This window comes from Gemmatimonadales bacterium (genome assembly GCA_036279355.1).
Taxonomy (GTDB): Bacteria; Gemmatimonadota; Gemmatimonadetes; order Gemmatimonadales; family GWC2-71-9; genus DASQPE01.
Genome location: DASUJH010000060.1, coordinates 1 through 25,341, shown reverse-complemented (window position 1 = coordinate 25,341; position 25,341 = coordinate 1). Strand labels below are relative to the sequence as shown.

At 69.7% G+C, this 25,341-nt stretch carries 24 protein-coding genes and 1 other RNA gene; 5 read left to right on the top strand and 20 right to left on the bottom strand.

Annotated features, from left to right (window positions below; genetic code table 11):
- The 16 genes from VFW66_14560 to VFW66_14485 all read right to left on the bottom strand — a co-directional run bounded on the left by VFW66_14560 (position 1) and on the right by VFW66_14485 (position 16,306).
- Positions 1-306 carry a YbaB/EbfC family nucleoid-associated protein gene (locus VFW66_14560; GenBank protein HEX5387922.1) on the bottom strand — a complete coding sequence of 102 codons (306 nt, stop codon included), beginning with the start codon at positions 304-306 and terminating at the stop codon, positions 1-3.
- Positions 307-423: 117 nt separating this feature from the next.
- Complete coding sequence (dnaX, locus tag VFW66_14555; protein ID HEX5387921.1) at positions 424-2,055, bottom strand: DNA polymerase III subunit gamma/tau; 1,632 nt, start codon at positions 2,053-2,055, stop codon at positions 424-426.
- 112 nt (positions 2,056-2,167) lie between these two features.
- An RNA gene (ffs, locus tag VFW66_14550) (signal recognition particle sRNA small type) lies at positions 2,168-2,265 on the bottom strand.
- A 70-nt stretch (positions 2,266-2,335) separates the two neighbouring features.
- Positions 2,336-2,821, bottom strand: coding sequence for an SgcJ/EcaC family oxidoreductase (locus VFW66_14545; GenBank protein HEX5387920.1), 486 nt, complete (start codon positions 2,819-2,821; stop codon positions 2,336-2,338).
- Between the two features lie 99 nt (positions 2,822-2,920).
- Positions 2,921-3,874 (bottom strand): YihY/virulence factor BrkB family protein, encoded by a 954-nt coding sequence (locus VFW66_14540; GenBank protein HEX5387919.1) that lies wholly within the window; start codon positions 3,872-3,874, stop codon positions 2,921-2,923.
- On the bottom strand, positions 3,871-4,287 hold the full coding sequence (locus tag VFW66_14535) for a YtxH domain-containing protein (GenBank protein ID HEX5387918.1): 417 nt from the start codon (positions 4,285-4,287) through the stop codon (positions 3,871-3,873). Before VFW66_14535 ends, VFW66_14540 begins: the two co-directional genes overlap by 4 nt.
- 10 nt (positions 4,288-4,297) lie before the next feature.
- Entirely contained in the window at positions 4,298-5,713 is a 1,416-nt protein-coding gene (locus VFW66_14530; GenBank protein ID HEX5387917.1) for a class II fructose-bisphosphate aldolase, read from the bottom strand.
- A gap of 102 nt (positions 5,714-5,815) precedes the next feature.
- Positions 5,816-6,736 (bottom strand): MBL fold metallo-hydrolase, encoded by a 921-nt coding sequence (locus tag VFW66_14525; protein ID HEX5387916.1) that lies wholly within the window; start codon positions 6,734-6,736, stop codon positions 5,816-5,818.
- Positions 6,737-6,762: 26 nt separating this feature from the next.
- Positions 6,763-8,151: a glucose-6-phosphate isomerase gene (locus VFW66_14520; GenBank protein HEX5387915.1), complete on the bottom strand. Its 1,389-nt coding sequence runs from the start codon at positions 8,149-8,151 to the stop codon at positions 6,763-6,765.
- A complete protein-coding gene (locus VFW66_14515) occupies positions 8,148-8,924 on the bottom strand; it encodes an MBL fold metallo-hydrolase (protein HEX5387914.1) in 777 nt (258 codons plus the stop codon). Before VFW66_14515 ends, VFW66_14520 begins: the two co-directional genes overlap by 4 nt.
- Positions 8,925-8,927: 3 nt before the next feature.
- The gene (gene pyk / locus VFW66_14510) at positions 8,928-10,397 is read right to left on the bottom strand and encodes a pyruvate kinase (protein HEX5387913.1); all 1,470 of its coding nucleotides are present in this window, start codon (positions 10,395-10,397) and stop codon (positions 8,928-8,930) included.
- Between the two features lie 102 nt (positions 10,398-10,499).
- Positions 10,500-12,095, bottom strand: a complete 1,596-nt coding sequence (locus VFW66_14505; protein ID HEX5387912.1) for an amidohydrolase — start codon at positions 12,093-12,095, stop codon at positions 10,500-10,502.
- Between the two features lie 335 nt (positions 12,096-12,430).
- A complete protein-coding gene (locus tag VFW66_14500) occupies positions 12,431-13,918 on the bottom strand; it encodes a DUF885 domain-containing protein (protein HEX5387911.1) in 1,488 nt (495 codons plus the stop codon).
- A 93-nt stretch (positions 13,919-14,011) separates the two neighbouring features.
- A complete protein-coding gene (locus VFW66_14495; GenBank protein HEX5387910.1) occupies positions 14,012-14,635 on the bottom strand; it encodes a peroxiredoxin family protein in 624 nt (207 codons plus the stop codon).
- A 104-nt stretch (positions 14,636-14,739) separates the two neighbouring features.
- Positions 14,740-15,999 (bottom strand): flavodoxin-dependent (E)-4-hydroxy-3-methylbut-2-enyl-diphosphate synthase, encoded by a 1,260-nt coding sequence (gene ispG / locus VFW66_14490; GenBank protein ID HEX5387909.1) that lies wholly within the window; start codon positions 15,997-15,999, stop codon positions 14,740-14,742.
- Between the two features lie 37 nt (positions 16,000-16,036).
- Positions 16,037-16,306 (bottom strand): hypothetical protein, encoded by a 270-nt coding sequence (locus tag VFW66_14485; protein ID HEX5387908.1) that lies wholly within the window; start codon positions 16,304-16,306, stop codon positions 16,037-16,039.
- Between the two features lie 142 nt (positions 16,307-16,448).
- Here VFW66_14485 and VFW66_14480 point away from each other — a divergent pair, with 142 nt between their 5' ends.
- Positions 16,449-17,177 (top strand): cytochrome c biogenesis protein CcdA, encoded by a 729-nt coding sequence (locus tag VFW66_14480; protein ID HEX5387907.1) that lies wholly within the window; start codon positions 16,449-16,451, stop codon positions 17,175-17,177.
- Positions 17,178-17,213: 36 nt separating this feature from the next.
- Here the strand turns inward: VFW66_14480 and VFW66_14475 are convergent, their stop codons facing one another.
- Positions 17,214-17,624, bottom strand: a complete 411-nt coding sequence (locus VFW66_14475; GenBank protein HEX5387906.1) for a hypothetical protein — start codon at positions 17,622-17,624, stop codon at positions 17,214-17,216.
- A gap of 149 nt (positions 17,625-17,773) precedes the next feature.
- Between VFW66_14475 and VFW66_14470 the strand changes: the two genes are divergently transcribed.
- Positions 17,774-18,706 (top strand): aldo/keto reductase, encoded by a 933-nt coding sequence (locus VFW66_14470; protein ID HEX5387905.1) that lies wholly within the window; start codon positions 17,774-17,776, stop codon positions 18,704-18,706.
- Between the two features lie 12 nt (positions 18,707-18,718).
- A complete protein-coding gene (locus tag VFW66_14465) occupies positions 18,719-19,165 on the top strand; it encodes a DoxX family protein (GenBank protein ID HEX5387904.1) in 447 nt (148 codons plus the stop codon).
- A gap of 78 nt (positions 19,166-19,243) precedes the next feature.
- Here the strand turns inward: VFW66_14465 and VFW66_14460 are convergent, their stop codons facing one another.
- Positions 19,244-19,462, bottom strand: coding sequence for a hypothetical protein (locus VFW66_14460; GenBank protein HEX5387903.1), 219 nt, complete (start codon positions 19,460-19,462; stop codon positions 19,244-19,246).
- A gap of 181 nt (positions 19,463-19,643) precedes the next feature.
- On the opposite strand from VFW66_14460, the gene VFW66_14455 reads away from it, so the two are divergent.
- Together VFW66_14455 and chrA are read left to right on the top strand one after the other, a co-directional pair.
- A complete protein-coding gene (locus tag VFW66_14455) occupies positions 19,644-20,624 on the top strand; it encodes a DUF1259 domain-containing protein (GenBank protein ID HEX5387902.1) in 981 nt (326 codons plus the stop codon).
- Positions 20,621-21,826: a chromate efflux transporter gene (gene chrA, locus VFW66_14450; protein HEX5387901.1), complete on the top strand. Its 1,206-nt coding sequence runs from the start codon at positions 20,621-20,623 to the stop codon at positions 21,824-21,826. Before VFW66_14455 ends, chrA begins: the two co-directional genes overlap by 4 nt.
- A 94-nt stretch (positions 21,827-21,920) precedes the next feature.
- Here chrA and VFW66_14445 read toward each other — a convergent pair whose 3' ends face one another.
- Both VFW66_14445 and VFW66_14440 read right to left on the bottom strand, forming a co-directional pair.
- Entirely contained in the window at positions 21,921-24,431 is a 2,511-nt protein-coding gene (locus VFW66_14445) for a vitamin B12-dependent ribonucleotide reductase (GenBank protein HEX5387900.1), read from the bottom strand.
- A 347-nt stretch (positions 24,432-24,778) separates the two neighbouring features.
- The coding region (locus tag VFW66_14440; GenBank protein ID HEX5387899.1) for a hypothetical protein at positions 24,779-25,341 on the bottom strand (563 nt) is incomplete at its 5' end.

The window sequence follows — 25,341 nt, the reverse complement described above, 5'->3', positions numbered from 1 at the left end:
TCAGAGCGATGGAAACGGGAACGGCTGGACCTTCCGCATTTCGGCCTGCAGGAGATCGGCGGCGCGGCGCTGCGCCTCGGCCACCGCCGACAGCACGAGGTCCGCGAGGAACTCGGCGTCGTGCTCCTGAAAGACGGCGGGATCGATCGCAATGCCGCGCACCGTGCCCCGTCCGTCCGCGGTCACGCGCACCAGCCCGCCGCCGGCACTCGTCTCGAACGTGCGACCCGCGAGCTCCGACTGCAGTTGCTGCAGGCGACCCTGCACCTGCTGGCTCAACTGCAGGAGCTGCTGGAAGTCGGCCATAGATTCGGGTAATCCCGCCATTGTCACCCGGGGCGCCTTGCGGCGCTTTCCGCCAAACGTAGGAAGGGTCAAATCGCGCCGCAACCGAATACGGGCTTCGGGAACCGGCGGATGCGGCTACTCGACGATCTCCAAATCTAACGCGTCGGCCGCCGTGTCGAGGGCCGGGTCCCGGTCTCGAAGGCGGCGCAGGCGCTCGGCCCGGCTGGCGCTCTCGGTGAGGCGCTCGGGGCGGTCGGCGGAGCCGTCCGCCGACGTGACGGCGACGGCGAGGCGTACGGGCTGGGCGAGCACGCGCGCCAGCACCTCTTCGATCTGCGCGGCTTTCTCCTCCAGCATGCGGGCGAAATAGGCGCTCGCGGCGGGCAGCTCGATGGCGAGCTTGGGCGGTGCGGCCTCGACTGGGGTGGCGAGGGCCAGCGCTTCCCCGAGGAACTGGGCCCTTGTGCGGACGGCCGTAACGAGCGCGGGCCACTCGGCGCGGAGGGAGTCGAGCGCGAACGCGATCGGGGCGCTCGGCGGCGCGGCGGGATCGCTCGGCGCGGTACGCTCGGTGCGGGGTCGCGGCGCAGAAAGGGACGGGGGCTCGGCCGGCGGGGTGCCGGAGATCACCTCCCGCAAATCCACGATGCGGTCCATCATCGTCCAGCGCAAAAGCAGAGTCTCGACGACGAGGCGCGAGTTGGCGCTCCGCCGGATTGCGGCCTCCTGCTCGGCCGAGAGGCGAAGCATGCGGAGGAGGTCGCCGGGCTCCAGGCGATCGCGGTAGGCGGCGAGGGTGTTACGCATGGCCTCGGTGAGGCCGTCGGGGTCGCCGCCGAGCTGCAATTGGAGCAATGAGCGGCAGGTGTCGGCGGCGCCGGACATGAACTCGGCCAGGTCGGCGCCCGATTCCATCAGGCGCTCGACCAGAGGGAAGACGCCGGCCGGGCGGCGCTCGGCGACGAGACTGAGCAGCTCGGCGAACAGCTCGTCGCCGGCGAGGCCCAGCACCTCACGCACCCGCGCGGCGGTCACCGCGCCCTCACCCAGGCTCAGGCACTGGTCGAGCATCGAGAGGCCGTCGCGCATGCCCCCGTCGGCGTGGCGGGCGATGAGCGTGAGCGCGTCGTCGTCGGCCGAGATCTCCTCTTCCTTCAGCACGGCGCGAAGCCGGTCGCGGATCGCGGCGGGGCCGATGCGGCGGAAATCGAACCGCTGGAGCCGGGAGAGCACGGGTGCTGCCGCCGCCGCGATCCTCTGCGGATCGGTCGTAGCGAACACGAAGACGACGCGCTTCGGCGGCTCCTCCAGGATCTTGAGCAGCGCATTCCACGCCTCGCGCGTGAGCATGTGCGCCTCGTCCACGATGTAGACCTTGTACCGGCCCTCTTTCGACGGCGCGTACATCGCGCGCTCGCGCAGCTCGCGCGCATCGTCGACGCCGCGGTTGCTCGCCGCGTCGATCTCGACCACGTCGAGGTTGGCCGAGCCGTTCCAGATCCGCTGGCAGTCCTCACACACGCCGCACGGCTCGCCCGCGAGGTCGTCCGCTCCCTCACCCGACTCCGGCCGATGGGGACAGTTGAGCGCCATGGCAAGGATGCGGGCCACGGTCGTCTTCCCCACCCCGCGCGGGCCGGTCAACAGGTAAGCGTGCCCCACCCGGTCGCGAGCCACCGCGCCCCTGAGCAAGGCGCTGACATGGTCTTGCGCAAGAAGGTCTGAGAAGCGCTTCGGACGGTACTTGCGGGCTAACGCGATCTGCATGGGCGGTAGAAAAGGCCGTGAGGGCGGTAGAGGCGGTAAGGGCGGTAGGGACTCGACCGGCGGAGCTCCCTGCCGCCCCTACCGCCTCTATCGTCTCTACCGCCCATGAAAGTTGCCCCAGGCACCCCGAAGCAACACCGGACATCGCTTAGCGCTGCTACCGGCGAGGTCCTGACGCGGTTCACGCGCCGGCGCCCTTCGGACCTGGGGCATCTCGAATATAGCCCGATGCAGTGGCTGGGGAAACGGAAAGGGCGGCAAGGCCGCCTCCCCGTGGCCCCTACTTCCCATTCATCGCCCAAGCATCGACCGCGTACTTCCACGACCCGTCCCCCTGCTTCTTGAACACCTCTGCATAGTGCCCTGTCGTCGTCTGGCCGTTCACCGTCATCGCAAACTGGCCAACGGCGTAGGCGAGATCGCCCCGCCCCTCCACCTTCTCCGTCCTGAGCGTCATCCCGGCCGGCTTGAGCTGCATCAGGCCGGTCATTTCCTTCGCGATGGCATCCCGCCCAGTCACCGGCGGCGCGTCGGGGGCCTGATATACCGCATCGGACGCATACAGCTCCGAGAGCGCCGCCGCGTCGCCCCGGTTGGCGGCGGCGGCCCACGCGGAATCGACAGCGCGCACGCCTGCCTCATCGGCGGCGGAGAGCGCCGCAGGTGACGGATCATCGGCGGCGGCCGCGGCGGGCCTGGGCGGGCCGCCGCAGCCGATCGCGGCAAGCGCCACAAATCCGACGACCTCCAGGCGAATGGCTTTCATGAGAGGCCTCCTCTCGAAACCGGTGGAACGGCACGACGGTGGGTGAGAAACGGCGGATGAAGGTGGTGCGCCCGCGGCAACGGCGCCAGGGCACCGCGCTCAGGCGAGGATTGCGCGCTGGCGCTGCTGCAGCTTTCTGAGGTCCCAGATTTCGGCGACGACGCCACCCAGGAGAAACACCACCGCGGTGTAGTACACCCAGAGCACGAAGAGGACGATCGCGCCGATGTTGGCGTCGCCCGAGGGGCCGGTGAGCGAGGCGAAGTGCGCGAGGTAGAGCGCGTAGAGCCGTTTGGCGATCTCGAACGCAACCGCGGCGAACGTTGCCGCGAGCAATGCGGTGCGCCAGCGCGGGCGGCGGCGCGACGCATATCGATAGGTGATATAGAAGAGCGAGAGCTGGAAGGCGAATGCGAGCCCCTCGCCCAGCACCCGTCCGAGTGTCGAAACGAAGAACCGGAATTGTGGCGCCACCGCCGTGCCACGCGACTGCAAATAGGCAAGGCCGCCGGTGAGCACGGTGTTGGCGAGGAAGAGCAGCACGGTGGCGAGCACCAGCGCCGTGTCGCGCAGCTTGCCGAGCAGGTAGGCGACGACCACTGACCGGGCCGGCTCCGGCCGCGCGGACACATCGAAGATCTCGTTGAGCGCCGTGCGCGCGCTCGCGTAGAGCCGGGTGCTGAACCAGATGAACGCGGGCGCGGCATACAGCGACAGCGTCGCGCGGTTGCGCAGGATCTTCGTCAGCACGCCCTCGACCAGGCTGAACGGATCCTGGCCCGGCGCGGTCGAGTGCGGTGGAAGAAAGCGATGAAAATATTCCGAGGGGTTGACCGAGCCGTCTCCGAAGGTGACGTGCGCCGGCGCGAGCGCCTGCGCCGCGAGACTCAATCCGACCAGCACGAGCAGCACGAACGGGATGGCCGCGAGCAGCGCGTCGAAGGTGAGCGCGCTGGCGTAGAACGGGACATGATTCTCGTCGGCGGCCTCGAGAGTGCGCCAGACGAACCCGCGGAATGACTGGTACCAAGCCCGCCTGGGCGTGCCGCTCAGGCGAGCGGCTCCTCGAGCTCCGCGTCAGCGCGACGGCGGGCGCGGGCCTCGCCCAGCCGGCGCTCGAGCTCCTGCCGCGCGCCGGCGACGCCGCCGCGCGCCGGGCCCTCCTCCTCGAGCGGGTCTTCCAGCTCGTCCTCCTCGTCCAGCTCCTCCTCGTCCTCGAGGTCGGCGAGCGAGGCCCGGCGCGCCCCGCCCAACTGCTGGGTCAGCTCGTCGAGCTTCTCCTCGGTCATCGCGCGGAATTTCCAGAGCTTGCGCTGCAAGGTGCGGCGGGTTTCCTCCCCGCTCCGCGGCGCGTAGAGCAGCGCCACGCCGGCGCCGAGCACCGCGCCCCAGAGCAGCCACTTGACCGAGGCGTCGCCGCCGCGGTCGAGGTAGATCACTTCGCGAGGCTCCCTGCGATGCACCATGGTGTCCTCCCTATTCCCCGGCGTCGGGGTCGTCAGCCGCGGCGACCAGCGCCGGCTTGAGGGTCGCGTGATGCTGCAGCGGCGCGTCCACGTGGCGCCGCACCAGGTCCGCCGTGCCGTTCACGTTGAGCTGCTGAAAGAGAAACGCAAACATCCGCTCGAGGTCGGCGGCGATCGCGCCGCGCACGTCGTCCGGCAGCTCCCACAGCTCGCGCTTGAACGGGCCGATCGCCCGCTTGCGCGCCTTGTAGTAGAACTGCTCTTCCGAGTCGCCCGCCTTGCGCTCGCCCTGCGCGTTCTCTCCGAGCCACGCCTTGACGGCGGCGCGGAGCGGCGCGGGCAGGCGGGCGTGGTCGAAGATGATATTCTGGAAGTTGGTGGCGAGGTGGATTTCGGCGGTTTCGACGCGGGGGAAGTTGCCGAATGCATCCGCCGGAAGCGTACTGGCACCGTGCTGCACCGCGCCGGCCAGGTGGTATCGCTCGCGCGCCACGCGGGAGAGCGCCGCGAGCGCCGCGAGGTCGAGCTTGACTTCCGCAATGCTGCCGTCGGCGAGCACCACGCCACCGTGGCTGGTGCCGGTCTGGACCGAGATCTTGCTGATCCCGGCGAACGAGCCGAGCGAGGCAAGGCTCGCGTTGTACCCATCCATGAACGCGTGCAGCTCTTCGACCGTGCTGTTCTTCATCCCCACTTCGCCGATCTCGGCGCCCACCGACACGGTCACGCCGTCCGGCTCGCGGCGGCGGATGAAGCGGGTGATGCCGGCGGCGCGCTCGTAGTTGGCGCGCTGCTGCTCGGCGAGGGTGGGCTGCGAGAGATCGACCAGCGTCGAGGTGTCGACGTCGACGTTGTAAAACCCCGCGCCGATCTCTTCCGCGATGAGCTTCTCCACCTCCGCGATTTCGCCGTCGGGGTCGCTGGCGTACTTCTTGGCGTTGACCTGGCAGTGGTCGCCCTGGATGAAGAGCGGAAGGGTATGGCCCTCGCGGAGCGCCGCGCCGAGCATTACAGACACGTACTCGGCCGGCCGCTGGTCGGTGTAGGCGATTTCGGACCGCGCAATCTCCAAAATGAGCGCGCCCACCCCGCCCGCCCGCGCGGCGCGGAACACCGCGCGCCCGGTGTCGTACGCCATCGCGCGCACGTTGATGGCGGGCACGGTGAACCCGCCGCACTCACCGCGGCCGCGCGCCATGTACAGATCGTGAATCGACGCCGGCCGAGCGCCGGTGGCCTGGCCCAGCTCCCAGAGCAGCCAGCGCCCGGCGTCGCGCTCGGCCCCCTCACCGAACACCGCCTGCCCCACCAGCCGGTCGGTGGCGGAAGAACGGAGCGCGGCCGCGTCCCGCACCGCGACGCCCGCGCCGCTCTGCGCCACCGCACCGCCGTAAATTCCTATCGCCTCGCGCACTGCATCAGACATGCGTGAAGTCCTTGCATGGGCAACATCTACCGACGCTTCGTCCGGCTAATGTAGGCCGATTGGAAGGGCGGGTCAAACGGCTACCGATCCGCCGCGCGCGAGCTATGTGGCCTCGATGACCGTACCGAGCCCCGCATATACGTACCGCGCGCCAAACATGCGCCAGAGCGCCGCAAATGCTGGCTCACCGGTGCAGTGGCCTGGGGCGATGCGATCGATGCCCCATCGGTCGTGCAATGCCGTCGCGATCCGCTCAATTTCGTCGTCCGGCGTCGTCACGAGGTGCAGTCCGCCCAAAATCATGTGCACGTGTGGGCCCACCTCGGCCGAGGCCTGGACGATTCGCTCGATGCCCGGGTGCGAGCAGCCCACCAGCAGGACGAGCCCCGCCGGCGTCGCCACCGCGAGCGAAATCTCGCGCAATTCGAGTGTGCCCGGCTTGTCGGACACGGTCGAGATGATCGAGAAGCCTGGTGCGATCTGGGTCACGCTGTCGACCAGAACGAAGTGCGCATCGGGCCATGCCTGGCCGAACCGGAGCGTGTCAGCGGGCTCGCCGTCGAAGTACCGCATGCGCGCGGGAAGTGAATCGTTCCGCCGGTAGAACGTCGCCGGCAGCGCCGACCCAAACACGCCGAATCCCTCCCTCGGCGCGTAAATCGTGACGCGCGGGTTCACCTTGAGGAGATAGGCGAGCCCGGCGATGTGATCGCTGTGTCGGTGCGAGATCACCACGAAATCGAGCGTGCGCAGGTCGATCTTGAGCGCGCGCACGTTTCGCTCGAAGATGGCGGCATTGTCGCCGGTATCGAACAGAATCCGTTTGCCACCGTATTCGACCAGCGCGGCAAAGCCCCAGTCGCGGGTGAGCCCCGCGCGTCCGCCGAAGGCGTCGTAGAGGATGGTGATGCGGGCGGCCGATGGTGCCGGCGGTGCGCTGGTGTGAGCGGCGGCCGACGTCGTCGCGCCGAGCGCGAGCACGAGCCCCGCGACCGCCACGAGGCGGGTGATTGTGAGGCGCATTGCGCCCTCCCTGCGGAAAGCCGGGCTCAGACCTCGTCGGTCGGCGAGGCCTCGCGCCCGGTGCCCTTCTCTTCCGCGTACCCCGGGCGACCCATCGCAGCGAACGTGAGCCGCTTGCCCAACTCGACGCCCGGCTGGTCGAACGGGTCCACCCCGTACCACACGCCCGCGTACCCGGTCGCGATCTGAAAGAACATGATCAACTCGCCCACGCTTTCGGGCGACACGGCCGGCAGCCTGAGCGTGCAGTTCATCTTCCCCATTCGGGCGAGCGCCGCCGAGGTGGCGGCGCCCTCGGCGTGCAGCAACTCGCCCAACGTGTGGCCAGGGAGATATGCGAGGTCGGCCGGCAGGTCAGACCGCGATGGGATCGGCACGTCGACGCCGAAATCTTCTACGGTCACGAATGTCAGCACCTTGTCGAACGGCCCTTCCATGAAGAGCTGCACCTGGCTGTGCTGGTCGGTGGCACCCACCGCGCCCACCGGCGTCGGTCCCACGTGTACCGTCTGGCCGCGCCGGTCCACCCGCTTGCCCAGGCTCTCTGCCCAGAGCTGCCGGAACCATTCGGCGAGCTCGCGCAGCCGGTCGCTATACGGCATCAGCACGTGGATGCGCGCGCCGAGCCTCGTGTCGGCCGCCCAGAGGAGGGCAGCGTAGAGTGCGGGTGCGTTTTCGAGCAGCTCGTCGGGCTCTGCGCGCCCAAGCGCCGCCCGCGCGCCGTCGAGCAGCGCGCGGATGTCGATGCCCACGAGCGCCGCAGGCAGGAGGCCCACCGGCGAGAGCACGCTGTAGCGCCCGCCCACCCCCGGCGGCACGGGCAGCGTGGCGATGCCTTCGCGGCCCGCCAGCTCGCGCAGCGCGCCCCGCGCCGGATCGGTCGTGAAGACGAGGTGCCGGTACGCCGCGGCACCGAGCGTCTCGTCGAGCCATCCGCGCACGACGAGATACTGCGCCATCGTCTCCGCGGTCCCACCCGACTTGCTGATGACGTTCACCAGCACGCGGCGCGGATCGATCCGGTCGAGCGCGGCGCGGACCGATGTAGGATCGACGTTCTCGAGCACGGTGAGGCGCGGAAAGAAGTCGCGCCCCTCGTCGTCCAGCTCGTTCCAGGCCGGGGCACGCAGTGCGTTGAGCAGCGCCTTGGTGCCGAGCGCCGAGCCGCCGATGCCGAGGACGAGGACGTGATCGTACGCCTGGCCCAGACCCTCCGCGAAGCGGGTGATCTCGTCCACCGTGGCGTCCTGTGCGACGAGATCGTAGAAGCCGTAGTCGCCCGCGGCGCGACGCTCGCGCACCTCTGCCTGCACGGCGCCGAAGCGCTGGCCCAGCTCGGCGAGCACCGCGCGCGGGAGCCCGTGCTCGCCGTCGAGCCCGTCCGCCAGCAGGCGGCCATAGTTGAACCGGATCACGGGACCTCCACGGTGAGCCCGTCGTACGCGGGCAGGATGCCCGCCGGCAGCTTGCCCTCGAGATCGGCGTGCGCGGTTTCGTGGGTGAGATGCGTGAGATACGTCCGCTCGGCGCCAACGTCGCGCGCCACCGCGATCGCCTCGTCGATGCTCAAGTGGGTCGGGTGGGGGCGCCACCAGAGCGCGTTGAGCACGAGCACGCGCACGCCGCGGAGTCGCTCGCGCTCGGGCGCGGGCACCTCCTTCACGTCGGTGATGTACGCGAGATCGCCGCACCGGTAGCCGAAGACCCGCAGGTGCCCGTGCTGGAAGGCGAGCGGCAGCACATCGACGCCCGCCACCATCGTGGGCTCGCCCGGCACGAGCGCGTGCAGCTCGAGCGCCGGCTTGGAGGTGCCCGCGTAGAGCGGCGTCGCGTCGTCGAAGATGTAGCGGAAGGAGGCCCTGATCCGCTCCAGCGTTTCAGGCGGCCCGTAGAGCGGCAGCGGCCGGCGCTGGCGCTGCGAAAACATCCGCAGGTCGTCGATGCCGTTCACGTGATCGGCGTGTTCGTGGGTGTAGAGCACCGCGTCCACGTGCGAGAGGCCGGCCGCGATGAGCTGCAAGCGCAACTCCGGCGGCGTGTCGATCAGGATGGTGCCGCTCTCGGTCCGTACCACCGCGCCCGACCGGGTGCGCCGGTCGCGCGGATCGGTCGAGCGGCACACCGCGCAGGCGCATCCGATCTGGGGCACCCCGAACGAAGTGCCCGTGCCGAGAAAGGTGAGCCGCATCTCCTAAACTGCTTCGATCTTGAGCAGGTTGGTAGTGCCGGGCTGATCGAAGGGGACACCGGCCGTCACGACCACGCGCTCGCCCGGCTCGGCCAGCTTGAGCTCGAGTAGCTTGTGCCGCGCGATCGTGAGCATCGAGTCGTAGGTGGGCAAGTGATCCACCAGCGCCGGCACGACGCCCCAGACGAGCGCGAGCTGGCGGAAGGTCTCGGGCTCGGGCGTCACGGCAAAGATCGGCACCGTGGGGCGGTACGACGCGACGGTGCGCGCGGTGAATCCGCTGCTGGTGAAGCAGACGATGAGCGGTGCAGCCATCAGCTCCGCCGCCGCGCACACGGCGACGGCGATGGCGTCCTCGGTGCGGGTGGGGAGCGCGCCGTGCACATCGCCCCGATGGACGCGCTCCATCTCCTCGCGCCGGCGCCCCACGGCCACGTCGAAGGCCGGGCTCCGCCCGCGCCGGTGCCGCTCCAGCTCGCGCGCGATGCGGGTCATCGCCTGCACCGCCTCGAGCGGATAGTCGCCCACGGCCGTCTCGGCCGAGAGCATCACGGCGTCGGTGCCATCGAGGATCGCGTTCGCCACGTCCGAAGCCTCGGCGCGCGTGGGCCGCGGGGCATGGACCATGGACTCGAGCATCTGCGTCGCGGTAATGACCGGTCTGCCATGCAGGTTGGCCTCGCGGATCACCCGCTTCTGCGCGAGCGGCACCTCCTCGAACGGCAGCTCCACGCCCAGATCGCCGCGGGCTACCATGATCGCATCCGCAGCCTCGAGGATGGGGCCGAGTTGGTTGAGCGCCGTGTCCTTTTCGATTTTGGCGATGAGCCAGGTGGAGCGCGGCACCAGCCGGCGCACGTCCTCGATGTCCTCCTTCTTTCGCACGAATGAGACGCCGATGTAGTCCACGCCGAGTGCCACGGCGCGCTCGATCTCGGCGCGGTCGGCGTCGGTCACGGCGGGGGCGCTCACCTCGATGCCGGGGAGGTTCATCCCTTTGTTCGCCTTGAGCTCGCCGCCGTAGCGCACGCAGCCACGGATCCGCTCGCCATCGCTCTCCAGCACCTCGACGTTGAGCAGGCCGTCGTCGAGCAGGATCGTGGCGCCCTTCCCCACGTCGCGCGCGAGCCCCGCGTAGGTGGTCGGGATCTCGCCCGGCCCGGCGATGCCCTCCGGCGCGAAGACCACCTCCTGGCCCGGCACGAGCGGCATCGGCGCCGGCAGCTTGCCGACCCGGATGCGTGGACCGCGGATGTCGAGCAGGATCGCGGCGCTCGCCTGTGCACTCCGCGCGGCGATGACCTCCTTGAGCTGCGTGATCCAGCGGGCCCGGAGCTCCGGCGTCCCGTGCGACGCGTTGATGCGCACGACGTTCACGCCGGCCTCGAGCAGCGCGGCCATCTGGTCGGGCCGGTCCCACGAGGGGCCAAGGGTAGCGACAATTTTCGTGCGGCGAATGGCGGTCGGTGCCACGAACGCTCCTCTCCCGTCGAAGGGCAGGAGTTTAACCGCGCCGGGGCGATGTCGCAGGGTTGGCGAGGCGCGTTGCGAGGCGGACCTTGAGGGTCGCGCGCATCACGCGCGCATCACGATGCGCCCGCCCACGACCGTGAGTCGCGCCTTCGCGCGGCGGAATGCGTCGGCGGCATCGGGCGCCGGGCGTTGGAGTGCGGCGCCGTCCACCTCCCACGCGACGAAATCCGCGTCGTTGCCCGCGGCGAGGGTGCCGCGCCGGGCCGCCACGCCTGCTGCGGCTGCGGGTGCCGCGGTGTACGCGTGCAGCGCGGCCGCAAAGTCGAGTCGCTCGTCGGGGTGCCAGCCGTTGGCCGGCGAGCCGTCGGCGGACCGGCGGGCGAGGGCGGCGTAAATGCCGTCGCGCGGATCGATCGAGGCTACCGGGACGTCGCTCCCGAAGACGAGCGCGGCGCCGGTGCCAAGCAGCGTGCGAAAGGCGTAGGCGCCCCGGCCGCGCGGGCCCCCGCCCCAATGGCGCTCGACCAGCGGAATGTCCGTGAGGAGGTGCGCGGGCTGCATCGAGAGCACGACGCCGAGCCGCGCCGCGCGACCCACGTCGTGGGGGTGGACGCACTGGAAGTGCTCGATCCGGTGCGGGATGGCGGCGCGCGGCAGGTTGTCGAAGAGATCGAGCGCCCGGCGCACCGCCGCGTCCCCGATGGCGTGAACCACGCTCGAAATGCCCGCGGCGGCCGCGGTGGTCGTGGCGGCGCGTGCGGCTTCGAGCGTCGAGGTGGCGAGGCCGCGGTCGCGGCTGCCTTCGTAGGGCCCGAGCATCCATGCGGTCCGGGTGCCAAGGCTGCCGTCGAGGAAGAGCTTGATGCCGCCCCACGCGAGCCACTCGGAGCCCGCGCCGCTCCGGACCCCGGCCGCCACCAGCGACGGCAGCGAGGCCACCGGCGGATGGAAGAGCACCCGGAGCGTGAGCGCGCCCTCCGCCTCCAGCCGGCGAAACGCCTCCAGCACGGGCTCGCCTTCGACATCGTGCAGCCCTGTGACTCCCAGCCGGTGCGCTTCGGCTTGCGCGGCACGCAAGGCTTCGAGCACGCGATCGGGATGCGCCAAGGGGAGTGCGGGGAGCGCCAGGTCGACCGCGCGCTCTTTGAGGAGGCCCGTGGGTTCGCCGTTGCCGTCCCGTACGATCACGCCGCCGAACGGGTCGGCCGTGTCCCGTGTGATGCCCGCAGCGCCGAGCGCTGCGCTGCTGAGCCAGGCCGCGTGCATGTCGACTGACTCGAGGAACACTGGGCCGGGCTGCACCGCGTCGAGGGCCCAGCGGTCGGGCGCGCGCTCCCACCCATTGGCATCCCAGCCCTGGCCGAGCACCCAGCCGTCCACCGGGGTCGCGCGCTGAATCCTCCGCAGCGCCTCCGCTCGCTTCACTGCACCCGCGAGCTGGACCCGGCGCCGGTAGAGCGCCCAAGCACCGAAATGGGTGTGGCCGTCCACGAAACCGGGGGTGACTACTGCGCCAGGCAGCTCGTACTCGGGAAGGCGGCGCGACCCGGCGCGGCGGCGCTCACGGTTGAGATGGGCCGCGTCGCCAACCGCGCGCACGCGGCCGTCCTCCCACCAGATCGCGTCGCCGACGATGCCGGGTGCCAGCGTGAGCACGCGATCGGCGCGGAGAATGCCGCTCGTCGCGTCCGCGCTCATGCTGTCAACATTTCGAGGCGAATGCTGGCGACTGTGGACAACTCCGCGGTCCGGCGGGTGCTCGAAACGGCTCGAATCCACATGTGGAAAAGCCCAGGAAGTGAATATCGTTCGGCGCTCCATGCAGGGCTCGATGGACTCGATCGCACCTCAGCGGATACGTCAGGTGGGCGGCACAAGCCGTTGTTAAAGCTGTGCTTTTGCTGGCAGCATTCATCTGACCTCACGCATGGCGACAGTGGCGCCACCATCGATCTATTTATGCATACGCTCGATTTACTCACATTTTCTACATGGGCTTTTTCAGGTATTCAGGTACCACGCGCGTCAAATTGCTACGCGCCGTCACCGCTCTCCACCTGAGGGCCGCCGGGTCGCGATCCAGGCCTGTACCTGCTCCGCCAGGACCGGCAGCGCCAGCGCCCCGTTTGCGAGCACCGCATCGTGGAAGCTCCGGAGATCCTGTCCAGGTCGCTGCTGTACATCCCCGCCTCGTCTGCCAGGCGCTCGGTGTAGAGCGCCCATCCCTCGACCAGCGCCGTGCTCCCGCCGCCGTACCGGCGGAAGTCGGGGAGGGGCAGCTCCTGGCTCAGCGCGATCTGCACGTGGTGACCCGGCACCGCCTCGTGGTACGCCAGCACCTCCGCGGTGTAGCGGGGGCGCTGGCGAGGGTCGTAGGTGTTCACGAGGTATCTGCCCGGCCGGCTCCCGTCGGCGGTGCCGGGGAAGTAGTAGGCGGCGGGCGCGTCGCGCTCCTCGAACGCCGGCATCTCCTGGACGACAACGCGCCGACGCGGCAGCCGGCCGAACAGCTCGGGCAGCTTCCGCTCCATGCGCGCCACCGCCTGCTCGGCCGTGTCGAACGCCTCGGCGCGGGTCGCGAACGTGAGGCCCGTGTCGAGCGGCAGCGCGGGGAGGAGCGAGTCGAGGTTTTCGGAGTGGAAGCGGCGCCGGGCGACGTCGAGCATTTCGCGCCGGATCGCGGCGACTTCTTCCAGCCCGATCCGGTGGATCGAGTCGGCCGAAAGATTGAGCGACGTGTGGACCCGGATGAGCGCGCGGTAGCAGGCCGCGCCGGAGGGGATGCCGCTCACGCCCGGCTCGGTGCGGCTCCGCGGCAGGTAGTCGTCGCGGAGAAACTCCCGGTAACGGCGGAGCGCCGGGTAGATGCCGCGGCGGACGGTCGCGTGGACGGCGGCATTGAATCCGCCCGCGCCCGCCCGCCCGGCGCGGCGGGCCGGCGCCGACAAAGCCGAGGAGTCGGGCGGGTCGGCGAGCAGGCGGTCGAGCTGATCGATCACCCGCTCGACGTTGATCCGGGCCGCGACGTAGCCGCTGTCGAGCCCGGTGCGGAGGTTCTTCACGTGCTGGTCGAGATAGGGCCCCATGCGACGCCAGCGCGCGAGCAGATGGGCCCGCTCCGTCGCGGTGCCGATCGGCTGGAGTGCCGCGAGCGTCGCGAACTCGACTTGGGGGCCGTTCAGTTGATCCACCGTCCAGAGCTCGCGCCGCCAGATGCGGCCTGCGAGCTGCCTCGATGCCGCCTCGCGCAGCATGGCAAGGTTAACCCGACCCGCGGGGTCGAGCCGCTCGGCGTCCACCGTTGCGGCGGCCCGTAGCAGCTCGTGCAGGCGGGCGTCCCACGCGGCGCGGGGCGAGAGGTCGGTGAGCCGGGCGTTGCGGGGGCCCGCGAAGCCGTGGATCGTGGCCGACTCGGGAAAGCGCCCGAGCTCGGCCTGCCAGTACGCGGCGGCCAGCGAGTCCACGTGGGCGGCGGCGGATTGTGCTGCGGCCCGCGAGATGGCGCCGGGGAGATTCCGCAAAGGGATGCAGCGGAAATCGCGGCAAGCGCGGCAAGCCGAGCGCCGGCCCGCGTCCCCGCGCGCGCCGCTTGTCGCGCCGGCCCGCGTCCCCGCTCAACCACGGCGCGCGGCGCGCACGGCCTGTTGCAGCTCGTTGTATGCCTTGGGATCGGTCGCTTTGAACTTCATCGCACGCCAGACCACCATCCCGTCGCGCCCGATTACGAACACCGTGCGCCGGTCGATCCCACCCGTATCGCTGCTGCCGTAGCGCCGAGCCACCGCCTGGTCCGGATCGCTCAGCAGGCGGAAGGGGAGTTCGAGCGTCCGGGCAAACCGGGCGTGCGTCGCGAGCGGATCCACGCTCACGCCCGCCACGATCACGTCGGGGCCGAACAGGTCATCGTAGCGGTCACGAAACGTGGCGAGCTCGAGGCTGTCGGTATGGGTGAAGTCGTGCGGGTAGAACGCGAGCACGATCACCTTCCCGCGATCCTTCCACAGGCCGTACGGATCGTCCGGACCGCCGGCGGTGTCACGGCTCGCCCACGGCAGGTTGAAGTCGGGCGCGGCACGGCCCGGCTCCGGCCCGCCTGACACGAACGCCGCCGGCGTGTAACCGGACTGTTCGGCGACCGATCGCTCGGCCGAGGACGTGGCCGTGGCGCAGCCCGCGGCGGCGAGGAGGGCGAGCGCGAGCGTGCAACGGAGCGTGGCGAGGGGCGTGGAACGATGCATGGTTCATCCTTCTCGGTGCAGTAAGCGGCGACGATGCCCGCCGCTTTGGGATCTCTGAGGGGGTGGGGCCGAATTCGTGCTCGATTGGAAGGGCGAGATCGCCCTCAACGACAGGACGGCGTCGCGGTAGCGCCGGCCGCGGCCGCATCGCGCACGCCGTATCGCGTCGCGACGTACTCGTCGAGGATGGCGAGAAACTCGGGCACGATCCCGTCGCCTTTGAGCGTGACGAGGAGCCGGCCATCCACGTACACGGGCGCCTTCGGCTCCTCGAACGTGCCCGGCAGCGAGATGCCGAGGTGGGCATGCTTCGATTCGCCGGGGCCGTTCACGACGCAGCCCATCACCGCCACGCGCAGCTCCTCGACGCCCGGGCGCTCCGCGCGCCAGACCGGCATCCGCTCCGTGAGGTAGGTCTGGATGTCGAGCGCCATCTGCTGAAAGAAGGTGCTCGTGGTGCGGCCGCAGCCGGGACAGGCCGTCACCTGCGGCGTGAAGCTGCGCAACCCGAGCGATTGCAGGATCTGCTGCGCGACGCGCACTTCTTCGGCACGGTCGCCGTTCGGCTCCGGCGTGAGCGACACCCGGATCGTGTCGCCGATGCCCTCGTTGAGCAGGACGGCAAGCGCGGCACTGCTCGCCACCGTGCCCTTCATTCCCATGCCGGCCTCGGTGAGTCCCAGGTGCAGCGGGTAGTCGCAGCGCGTGGCGAGCCGGCGATATACGTCAATCAGGTCCTGGACGCCCGACACCTTGGCGCTCAGGATGATCCGCTCGTGCGGCATGCCCATCGACTCGGCGAGCGCGGCGGAGCGGAGGGCGCTCTCGATCATCGCGTCCATCGTCACCTCACGCGCATCGCGCGGCTCGGCCGAGCGCGCGTTCGCATCCATCAATTCTGTGAGGAGGATCTGGTCGAGTGACCCCCAGTTGACGCCAATGCGGACGGGCTTCTCATTGCGGACGGCAACGCCGATGATGGCGCCGAAGTGCTCGTCGCGCCGCTTGCCGCCCACGTTGCCGGGGTTGATGCGGTACTTGGCGAGCGCGCGGGCGCACGCCGGAAAGGCGGTGAGCAGCAGGTGCCCATTATAGTGGAAGTCGCCCACGATGGGCACGGCCACTCCGATCCGGTCGAGCCCCTCGACGATCTCGGGCACGGCGGCCGCCGCCGACTCGTTGTTCACCGTCACCCGCACCAGCTCGCTGCCCGCGCGCGCGAGCGCCGCCACCTGGCGCACGGTGGCGCCGACGTCGGCGGTATCGGTGTTGGTCATCGACTGCACGACGAGCGGATGGCACGAGCCAACGGGCACGCGGCCGACCCAGGTCGTGGGCGTCGGACGGCGGGTTGGAAGCGGCATGCGGGAAAGTTAGATGGTCCGGCGGATCACCTCGCCCTCAGGCGAGCCCGAGCTGCTTGGTGAAGCGGGCCCAGTCTCCGGGGCGCACGGTCCCCTGCTCCACCAGCGGTGTGAGCGCGGCCAGAATGTCGGCGCGGCTCCCGTCGATCCGCCGGTCCCGCAGCTCACCGATCATTCGGGCAAAGCGCTGGTCGTACGTCGTCGCGTCCAACTCGCCGCTCTGCCGCATCTCACTCAGCTTGGTGAGCTCTGCCGCCACACGGGCCGGCGACACCGGCTTGAGGGTGCCACCCTGTGGATCAGCCATCGGTCGTCCTCCGTTGCGGGTCGCCCAGGGCGCGGGGTGAGTCCCCGCCTGCACGAAGATAGGCGCGGCGCTCCCTTGCGCCAACGGCGGAGGCCCGCAAGTATCCGGGTCCGATCGTCACCTCGAGCCCCGAACCAACCGCATGGAATCCCCGGCACACCTGAGTCTGTTCGTGGCCTTTGCGGCCGGACTGCTGAGCTTTCTCTCGCCCTGCGTCCTGCCGCTGGTGCCATCGTACGTCGGGTTCCTCACCGGGCTCACCCTGCCCGAGCTGTCCAAGCGGCGCCGCTCCGCGCTCCTGCATGGACTCCTCTTCGTCGCCGGTTTCTCGCTCGTCTTCATGCTGCTCGGCGCCAGCGCCACCGCGCTCGGCCGCGCGCTCGGCTACTACCAGCTCTGGCTCCAGCGGGCGGGCGGCGTGCTCATCATCCTGTTCGGGCTCGTCTGCCTCGGCGTGGTGCGCGTTCCCTTCATGGAGCAGGAGCGGCGGCTTCAGGTCCAGAACAAGCCGCTGGGCTATCTCGGCTCGGGTCTCATCGGCATGGCGTTCGCGGCGGGATGGACGCCCTGCATCGGGCCGGTGCTGGGCGCGATCCTCGGACTCGCGGCCACGCAGCACGATGTGCGACAGGGGCTCGTGCTGCTCGCGGTGTACTCGGCCGGGCTCGCCGTGCCCTTTCTCATTGCGGCGGTTGCGGTGGATTCGTTCCTCTCGTGGTTCCAGCGGTTCCGGCGGTTCCTGCCCTGGGTCATGCGGACGAGCGGCGCGTTGCTCGTGTTCGTGGGCGCGCTCATGGTGAGCGGGCAGTTCACGCGGCTCTCGGGATGGCTGCAGACACTCACGCCGGAAATTCTGCGCAGCCAGTTGTAGGCGAGACGGTCGCGATTGCGGCGTGCCGCGCCCATCTCATTCTGCCGGCGGCACGTCTGCGACGGCGGCCTTCCATCCCTGCCAGTGGTCGTCATCGTCGGAATTGAGGACGACCACCTGGTATTTCTTCGGCTTGAGGCGCTTGAAGTGCGCCCGGTACAGCTCCGGGACATCGGCCGTGGGGCAGTTGCGGACTTCGGACGTCCCCTTGAGCCGGATCATGATGACCGCGCCGCGCGCCTGATAGGTGGCGCTCACCTTCTCGTGACACCGGGTCGTGAGGGCGAGGGTGGCATCCATCGCGCCGGGCTCGGGCGTGAGGGTGATGCCGGCGGTCACGATCGAGTCGGGCGGGAAGTCGAGCCGGGTGAGTGTCAGATGATACCAGGCATCCTGCGCTCCGCCGGCGAGCAACGCGCCGAGCGCGAGAGAGAGGGCGAGCTTCATGGCGTCTCCGATATCGCGGCCATCATGTGGGCACGTCGGAATATGGCCCGCGCCGCGATGCTGTCCAGACGGCCGCGCGGCCATCGATCACCGCGGCGGCCCGGCGCTCCCGGTTAGGAGTGCGTCGGCCCTTCATCTGGAGCGATGACATGCAACACCGCAGGATCGGCTCGCTCACGGCCTCGACGGTGGGCCTCGGCTGCAACAACTTCGGCTGGCGGACCGATGAGGCGGCGAGCGCGGATGTGGTTCGCGCGGCGCTCGACGCCGGCATCACCCTTTTCGACACGGCGGACATCTACGGCGGCGCGCGGAGCGAGGAGTTTCTGGGCCGGGCGCTTGGGAGTCGGCGGCGAGAGGTCGTGATCGCCACCAAGTTCGGTGGCAAGCTGCAAGGGCAAGGTGAGGGCGCGCGCCCGGAGTACGTGCGCCGGGCCGCCGACGCGAGCCTCCGCCGTCTCGGCACCGACGTCATCGACCTTTACCAGTTGCACCGGCCGGACCCGTCGGTGCCGATCGCCGACACGCTGGGCGCGCTCGACGAGCTGGTGCGCGCGGGCAAGGTGCGCGAGATCGGCTGCTCCAACTTTTCGGTGGCGGACCTGCGAGAGGCCGAGTCGGCGAGCGCCGCGAGGCCGGGGGCCGCGAACTTTGTGAGCGTGCAGAACGAGTACAGTCTCCTGCACCGCGAGCCGGAGAGCGGCATGCTCGCCGAGTGCGAGCGCGCGGGACTCGCCTTCCTGCCCTACTTTCCGCTCGCGAGCGGATTGCTCACGGGCAAGTATCGACTTGGCCGACCCGCGCCCGAGGGTACCCGGATTTCGGGAGGCGGGAGGTTCAACGAGCTGTTGAGCGAGCGGAATCTCACCGCGGTGGAAGAGCTGATCGCCTTCGCGGAGGCGCATCACCGGTCGGTGCTCGAGCTCGCCTTCTCGTGGCTGCTCGCGCAGCCCGCGGTGGCGTCGGTCATCGCGGGCGCCACGTCGCCGCGCCAGGTGCGCGCCAACGCCGCCGCGGCCGACTGGACCCTCACCGCGGCGGATCTTACCGACATCGATTCCCGCATGCCGCAGGCCGCCTGACCTGGAGGTCGCATGCCGATCGCAGCCGCCGCACCGTCCAGCGCACCGCGCCCCCGCCACATCGACGCCGCATTGCTCGTGCTCCGCATCGTCGTGGGGATCATCTTCATCATGCATGGCGGGCAGAAGTTCTTCGTGTGGGGCATCGGGGGAACGACGCAAGCGTTCGGCGGCATGGGCGTGCCGATCCCGGGCTTCACCGCGCCGCTCGTGGCGGTGGTCGAGCTCTTCTGCGGGATCGCGGTGCTAATCGGGCTGCTCACGCGCCTCGCAGCCATTCCGCTCGTGATCGACATGCTTTCGGCGATTCTGCTCGTGCATGCGAAGAACGGATTCTTCGGGAAGGGCATCGAGTTCCCGCTCGTGCTTGGCACGGGGGCCCTGGTGCTGTTGCTGGCGGGCTCGGGGGCGTACGGAGTGGATGCGGTGCTCGGGCGGCGCGGGTCGCGGGAAGCCTGACGCGCCCGGGGCGAGAGCCCATGCGGTGAGACGCCCGCCGGCGTTCGGCGCGCGTTCCGGCGCCGCATCCGGCGCCGCTCATACCCGCCAAGCCGGCTCCTGCCTCTGCTCGAAGTGGGTGTAGGCCTTCTGCAGCCCGCCGAGGACCTCCGCCGTCGTCTCGAACAGCGCCTGCGCCTTCGGGTCGTGCACCTTGTTCACGTCCTCCCGCACGTGACGCGAGGTGTCGGCGAGCATCCGCTTGATGTTGGACGTATGGTGTCGCGGATCGCTCTCGGGATAGTTCGGGTTGGTCATCCTGCACCTCCTCTGGTGTGCAATGTCGAACAGCACCGCCGGCCCTTTGTCGTTGCGGCGGGCGGCCATCGGCAGCATAGCGTGCGCGAACGTACATGCCGTGCATCTCCGCTTGCGTGGCCGTGCCCGCACCGCGGATCACATCCAGTTCGAACCACATCGATCGAAGCAGGCTTGATCCATGACCAGCCAGACCCATTGCCCGCATCGCCGCGTTCGCGTCGCTCGTCACATTGTCGTCGTTGTCATGGGCTGCACCCTGTCCGCGGTGGCGCCCATCACGCTCGTCCCGCCGGCCGCGCACGCGCAGGGGTCTGCGCAGGACTTGGCGGGCGCGCGCGATCCCCGCTGGGCACCGATCCGCAAGGTCTTCGGCCAGGGCGAGGCCGAGGGTCCGTACTTCCGCGTGAACCTGCCCAGGAGCGACCTCCACGTCAGCATCGGCGGCGACGCGCTCGACCCCGATTTCGAGTTCACCAGCTACATCGGCTTCATGCCGGCGGGTCGGGGCGTGCTCGCCATGGGCGAGAGCATCCTGCTCGAGGACGAAGTTCCGGCCGTGCTGGCCGAGGCGCGCCGGCAACATGTCGACGTAACCGCAGTGCACAACCACCTGCAGCGTGAGCGGCCGCGCATCATCTACGTGCACGTGATGGCGGAGGGGGCGCCGGATGATGTGGCGAAGCGGCTCCGCGCGCTGTTCGCGAAGAGCGCCACGCCGCTCAAGCCGCTTAAGCCCGAACCGAGCCGCGCCGACTGGTCGGCCATCGACGCGGTGCTCGGCACGCATTCGGAAGCCGAGGGCAGCGTGGCCGAGTATGTCTTTCCGCGCCGCGAGCAGCTCACGGTGCGGGGACGACCTGTCGAGTCGAGCGGCGCACTGGAAACGGCGTCGGAAGTCGTCTTCCAGCAGCTCGGCGGCGGCCGGGTGGCGAACACCGGCGAGCTGTATCTCCTGCCGAGCGAGGTGGAGTCCGTGGTGCGCGCGCTTAGCGAACATGGGCTCGACGTGACCGCGCTGCACAATCACATGCTCGACGACGGGCCGGCGCACTACTGGGTGCACTGGTACGCCACCGGCAACGGGCCCACGTTGGCGCGCGGTGTCGAGGCAGCGCTCGCGCAGATGAACAGCGCACGCATCGCGGCGGCGGGAGAGTGAACGCGCGCGGCGATGCGCCGCCGCCCCGCACGCCGTTTCGCGAGCTCGCCGGGCTCTTTCTCAAGCTAGGCACCGTCGCGTTCGGAGGGCCAGCGGCGCACGTCGCGTTGATGGAAGACGAGGTGGTGCGGCGGCGGCGCTGGCTCAGCCGCGAGCAGTTTCTCGATTATCTCGGCGCCACCAATCTCATCCCCGGGCCCAATTCCACCGAGCTCGCGATTCACATCGGGCACGCGCGTGCGGGGTGGCCGGGACTGCTCGTGGCCGGCGCTTGCTTCATTCTGCCCGCGGCGCTGATCGTCACCGCCGTTGCGTGGATTTACGTCCGCTTCGGCTCGCTGCCGGCGGCGGCGGGGATTCTGTACGGCGTGAAGCCGGTGGTGATCGCCGTCGTGCTGCAGGCGCTGTGGCGGCTCGGCCGGACGGCGGTGCGGAGTCGGGAGCTCGCGGCGCTCGGAGTCGGCGCGGTGATCGCGACGGCGCTCGGGGTGAATGAGCTCGCGGTGCTCGCGGCGGCGGGACTCGTGATGGCGGTGGCGCGCGGGATCGCGCGGGACGGACGCGGGCGGCTGCCGGCCATGCACGGTATCACGGGCACCGCTGGAGGTGCGGGCGCCGCCGCAGGCGCCGCCACCGCGACCGTCACCGCCGCTGTGGCCGCCACCGCAGCGGGCCCGGGCACGCTCACGGGGCTGTTCGTGGTCTTCGTCAAGATCGGCGCCGTCCTCTTCGGCAGTGGGTACGTGCTGCTCGCGTTCCTGCGCGCGGATCTGGTCGAGCGGCTCCGCTGGCTTACCGAGCGGCAACTGCTCGACGCGGTGGCGGTGGGCCAGGTGACGCCGGGGCCGGTGTTCACCACGGCGACGTTCGTGGGCTATTTGCTCGCCGGTCCAGGCGGCGCCGCGGTGGCGACCGTGGGCATTTTTCTGCCGGCATTCGTATTCGTCGCGCTGAGCGGGCCGCTGATCCCGCGGCTGCGGCGTTCGCCGCTCGCGGGCGCGGTGCTCGATGGCGTCAACGTCGCGTCGCTGGCGCTCATGGCGGTGGTGACCTGGCAACTGGGCCGGGCGGCAATCGTGGACGGCGTGACGCTCGGGTTGGCGCTCGCGAGCGCGGGGCTCTTGTTCTATGGACAGGTCAACTCGGCATGGCTGGTGGCGGCAGGTGCGGGGGTGGGGCTTGGGATAGCGGCGGTAAGGTGACCAACGCAAGCGCCCCGCTCCGCGAATCGCCGACCGGGGCGCCGCTCAGAATGCTGGCGCCGTCAAGGCCGCGATACTGCCGTCGTCGATGCCCTCACCCGCACTCACTAAACCCGCACACGTGACACTTCACGCACCCTTCCGCGTACTCTAGCTGCGAGCCGCAGTCCGGGCACGCCCCCGACAGCGTCTCCTGCATCCCGCCGAACGCCATCTGCGCCCCACCCTCTCCGGCCTGTGGTGAGATGCGCTGGACCACCGGCGCCGGCTCGGCCGTCGAATCCGGCGCCGCGCCCGCTGTGCCCGGCAAAAGCTCCTGCTGCACGCCTTGCTTGTCCTGCATCCACCGCTCGATCGCGATGCCCACCGCATCGGGCACCGACAACACCTTGTTGGGGCCCAGGCCGATCGTGCGGTCGGAGCTGATGCCACGAAGCTGCCGGTAGATCTCCATCATCGGAATGCCCGAGCGAAGTGCCAGGCTGATAAGCCGACCGAGCGCTTCGACATCCGCCATGAGCGCCCCGCCCGCCTTGCCCAGGCTCATGAAGACCTCGAACGGCTGCCCGCGGTCATCTTCCGTGACCGTGACGTAGAGCGTGCCAAGCGGCGTCTCCAGGCGGCGGGTCGTGCCGCGCAACAGCTCAGGCCGCGACCGCTTCTGCCGCCGCTGCAGGTTCTCCGCCTCGAGCTCGTGGACGGCGCGGCGCAGGCGCTCGTTTTCGGCATTGAGCTCGGCGAGCTCGCCGCGCAAGTCGGTAAGGGCGGTAGGGGCGTCAACGCCGGAGCTCCGCGTGCCTTTGCCGGCACTTTCCTGAACCTTCTTTGCGGTGGCGCCGGCGCTCAGGACCTGCATCTCGCGGCTGCCGTCGCGGTAGACCGTGACGCCCTTGCAGCCCAATCCGTAGGCGAGGCGATAAATCGTCTCGACATCTGATTCAGTAGCCGCGTGGGCGAAGTTCACCGTCTTGGAGATGGCCGAGTCATTGAAGTCCTGGAAGGCCGCCTGCATGCGGACGTGCCACTCGGGCTTCACCTGGTTGGCGGTGACGAAGACGCGCTGCCAGCGCGCCGGCACCTCGGGAAAATCAATGTGGCCCGTCTCGGCGATGCGCTTCATCAGGTCGTCCGAATACCAGCCCTCGCGCTTCGCGACCGCGACGAAGTCCTCGTTGACATCCGGCATGAGCACGCCGGCCTGGTTCCGCATGAAGGCGACGGCAAAGAGCGGCTCGATGCCCGAGCTGCACCCCGCGATGATCGAGATCGTGCCGGTGGGCGCCACGGTGGTGACGTTGCAGTTGCGCAGCCGGCGCATCGGCCGGATGCGCTCGCCCTCGGAGCCGCGGGCGCAGGTGGCGTCCGGCCCCCAGATGCTCCGCTCCCACTCGGGGAACACGCCGCGCTGCACCGCGAGCCGCTCCGACTCGACCTTGGCCTCTTCGTCCACGAACTGCTGGATCTTCCGGCCGAGCGCCACGCCCTCCTCCGAGTCGTAGGCAATGCCGAGGCGGACGAACACGTCGGCGAGTCCCATCACGCCGAGCCCGATGCGGCGGATTCGGTTTGCCAGATCGGTGATCTCGGGCAACGGATACTGGTTGGCGTCGATCACGTTCTCGAGGAAGTGGGTCGAGAGATGGATCACCTGGCGGAGCCGGTCCCAGTCGATCCGGCCCTCGTCCACGAAGGCGCCGAGGTTGATGGAGCCCAGGTTGCAGACGTCGTACGGCAAGAGCGGCTGCTCTCCGCAGGGGTTCGTCGCTTCATAGCTCCCGAGCGCCGGCACCGGGTTGTAGTAATTGGCCCGGTCGATGAAGAAGACCCCCGGCTCACCCGTCTTCCAGGCACCGTGAATGATCATCGCCCACACGTCGCGCGCGCGGAGCTGGCCCGTGATCTCATGGGTTCGGGGGTGAATGAGGTCGTACATCTCGTCGGACTCGACCGCGCGCATGAACGCGTCGGTGACGGCCACCGAGATGTTGAAGTTGGTGATCTTGGTCGTGTCGTCCTTGCAGGTGATGAAATCGAGGATGTCGGGGTGGTCCACGCGCAGGATGCCCATGTTGGCGCCGCGGCGGGTGCCGCCCTGCTTCACCACGTCGGTCGATGCGTCGTAGAGCGACATGAACGACACCGGGCCCGACGCCACGCCCATCGTCGAGCGCACGATATCGTCCTTGGGCCGGAGGCGGGAAAAGCTGAACCCGGTGCCGCCGCCGGACTGATGTACCAAGGCCATGGCGCGGAGCGTGTCGTAGATGCCGCTCCGCCCGTTCGAGATCGCGTCGTCCACCGGGAGTACGAAGCAGGCGGAGAGCTGGCCGAGGGGTCGGCCGGCGTTCATGAGCGTGGGCGAGTTCGGCATGAACAGCCCACCCGCGATCATCCCGAAGAACGCCTCGGCCAGCGCCTCCACCGCGCCCGGCGACGCCCCGTACCGTGCGTCAGGTTGAGCCACGGTCCGTGCCACCCGCCCGAAGAGATCGGCGGGCTGCTCCACCGGCTGTCCCGATTCGTCCTTCATCAGGTAGCGCCTGGCGAGCACCGTAAGGGCGTTGGACGACAGCGCGACCGCGTCCCGTGGCGTGGACGGACTCATCGACATCCCCGGCTTGTGAAGGAGTTGGGCGAGGCAACCGCGCCGTACGCGCGGGTTAGACTCTCTGCAGCGAAACGCTTTTGCATCCGCACCTGCACCTGCTCGCTCTGCATCGGCTCAACCAGCGCCGCGCCCGACCACATTCACTCACTTCGAGCGTGAACTCCGACCGGCGGCGCCGAAAACGGACCGCCAACGTAGGACAACCCACAAACTCGCACAACCCACCGCGGAAGCTGCGGCAGGCGGCGGATTCACGCGCTGCACATCACAAAAATAACGAAGATCGACTTTGTGGAAAACGTGGGAAACTGCCTCACAGTGCCCAACCTGTGAGCAGCGTCACGTCACTGTGCGCCCGTTATTGCCGGCCGGAAGATCATCTGGGTCCAGGCCTCGACCGGCGTGCCGCCTTTCGTCGCGGGATACCAGGTCATGTCCTTGGCGAAGGCGCGTACGTCACGCTCGAACGCGCCGTCTCGCGAGGGCCGGAGCGGGTCAACCGCGAGGGTCTTGCCGTCCGTCGAGACCTTGACCCAGAGAATCGATGGGCCGGGATGGGGGTCCGCATCCGCCGGGAGCGGCACGAACGGCGGCGCCACCGGTTTCGGGCGCTCGTCGAAGCAGGCGCCGTCGGCGTTGTAGCCGGGACCGGGCTCGCAGGTGGGGGGTGGCGCCCTTCGTGGTGCTACAAGCTCCCGCACGGCGGCGCGCCGCGCGGCGCGCGAGCGGGCGATGGCGTCGGCGGCCGAGGAAGGCGGCGCAGCGCTCGCGCCGCCACCGCTCTCGCCGACGGGCGATGCGGCAGGCCCGGTCCGCGCCGCCGCCGTATCGGTTCGGCGCTCGGCGCCTGCACTCGAGTCGTGTCGCGCGAGCGCGAGCTGCGTGGCGACGCTGTCGAGTGCCGTAC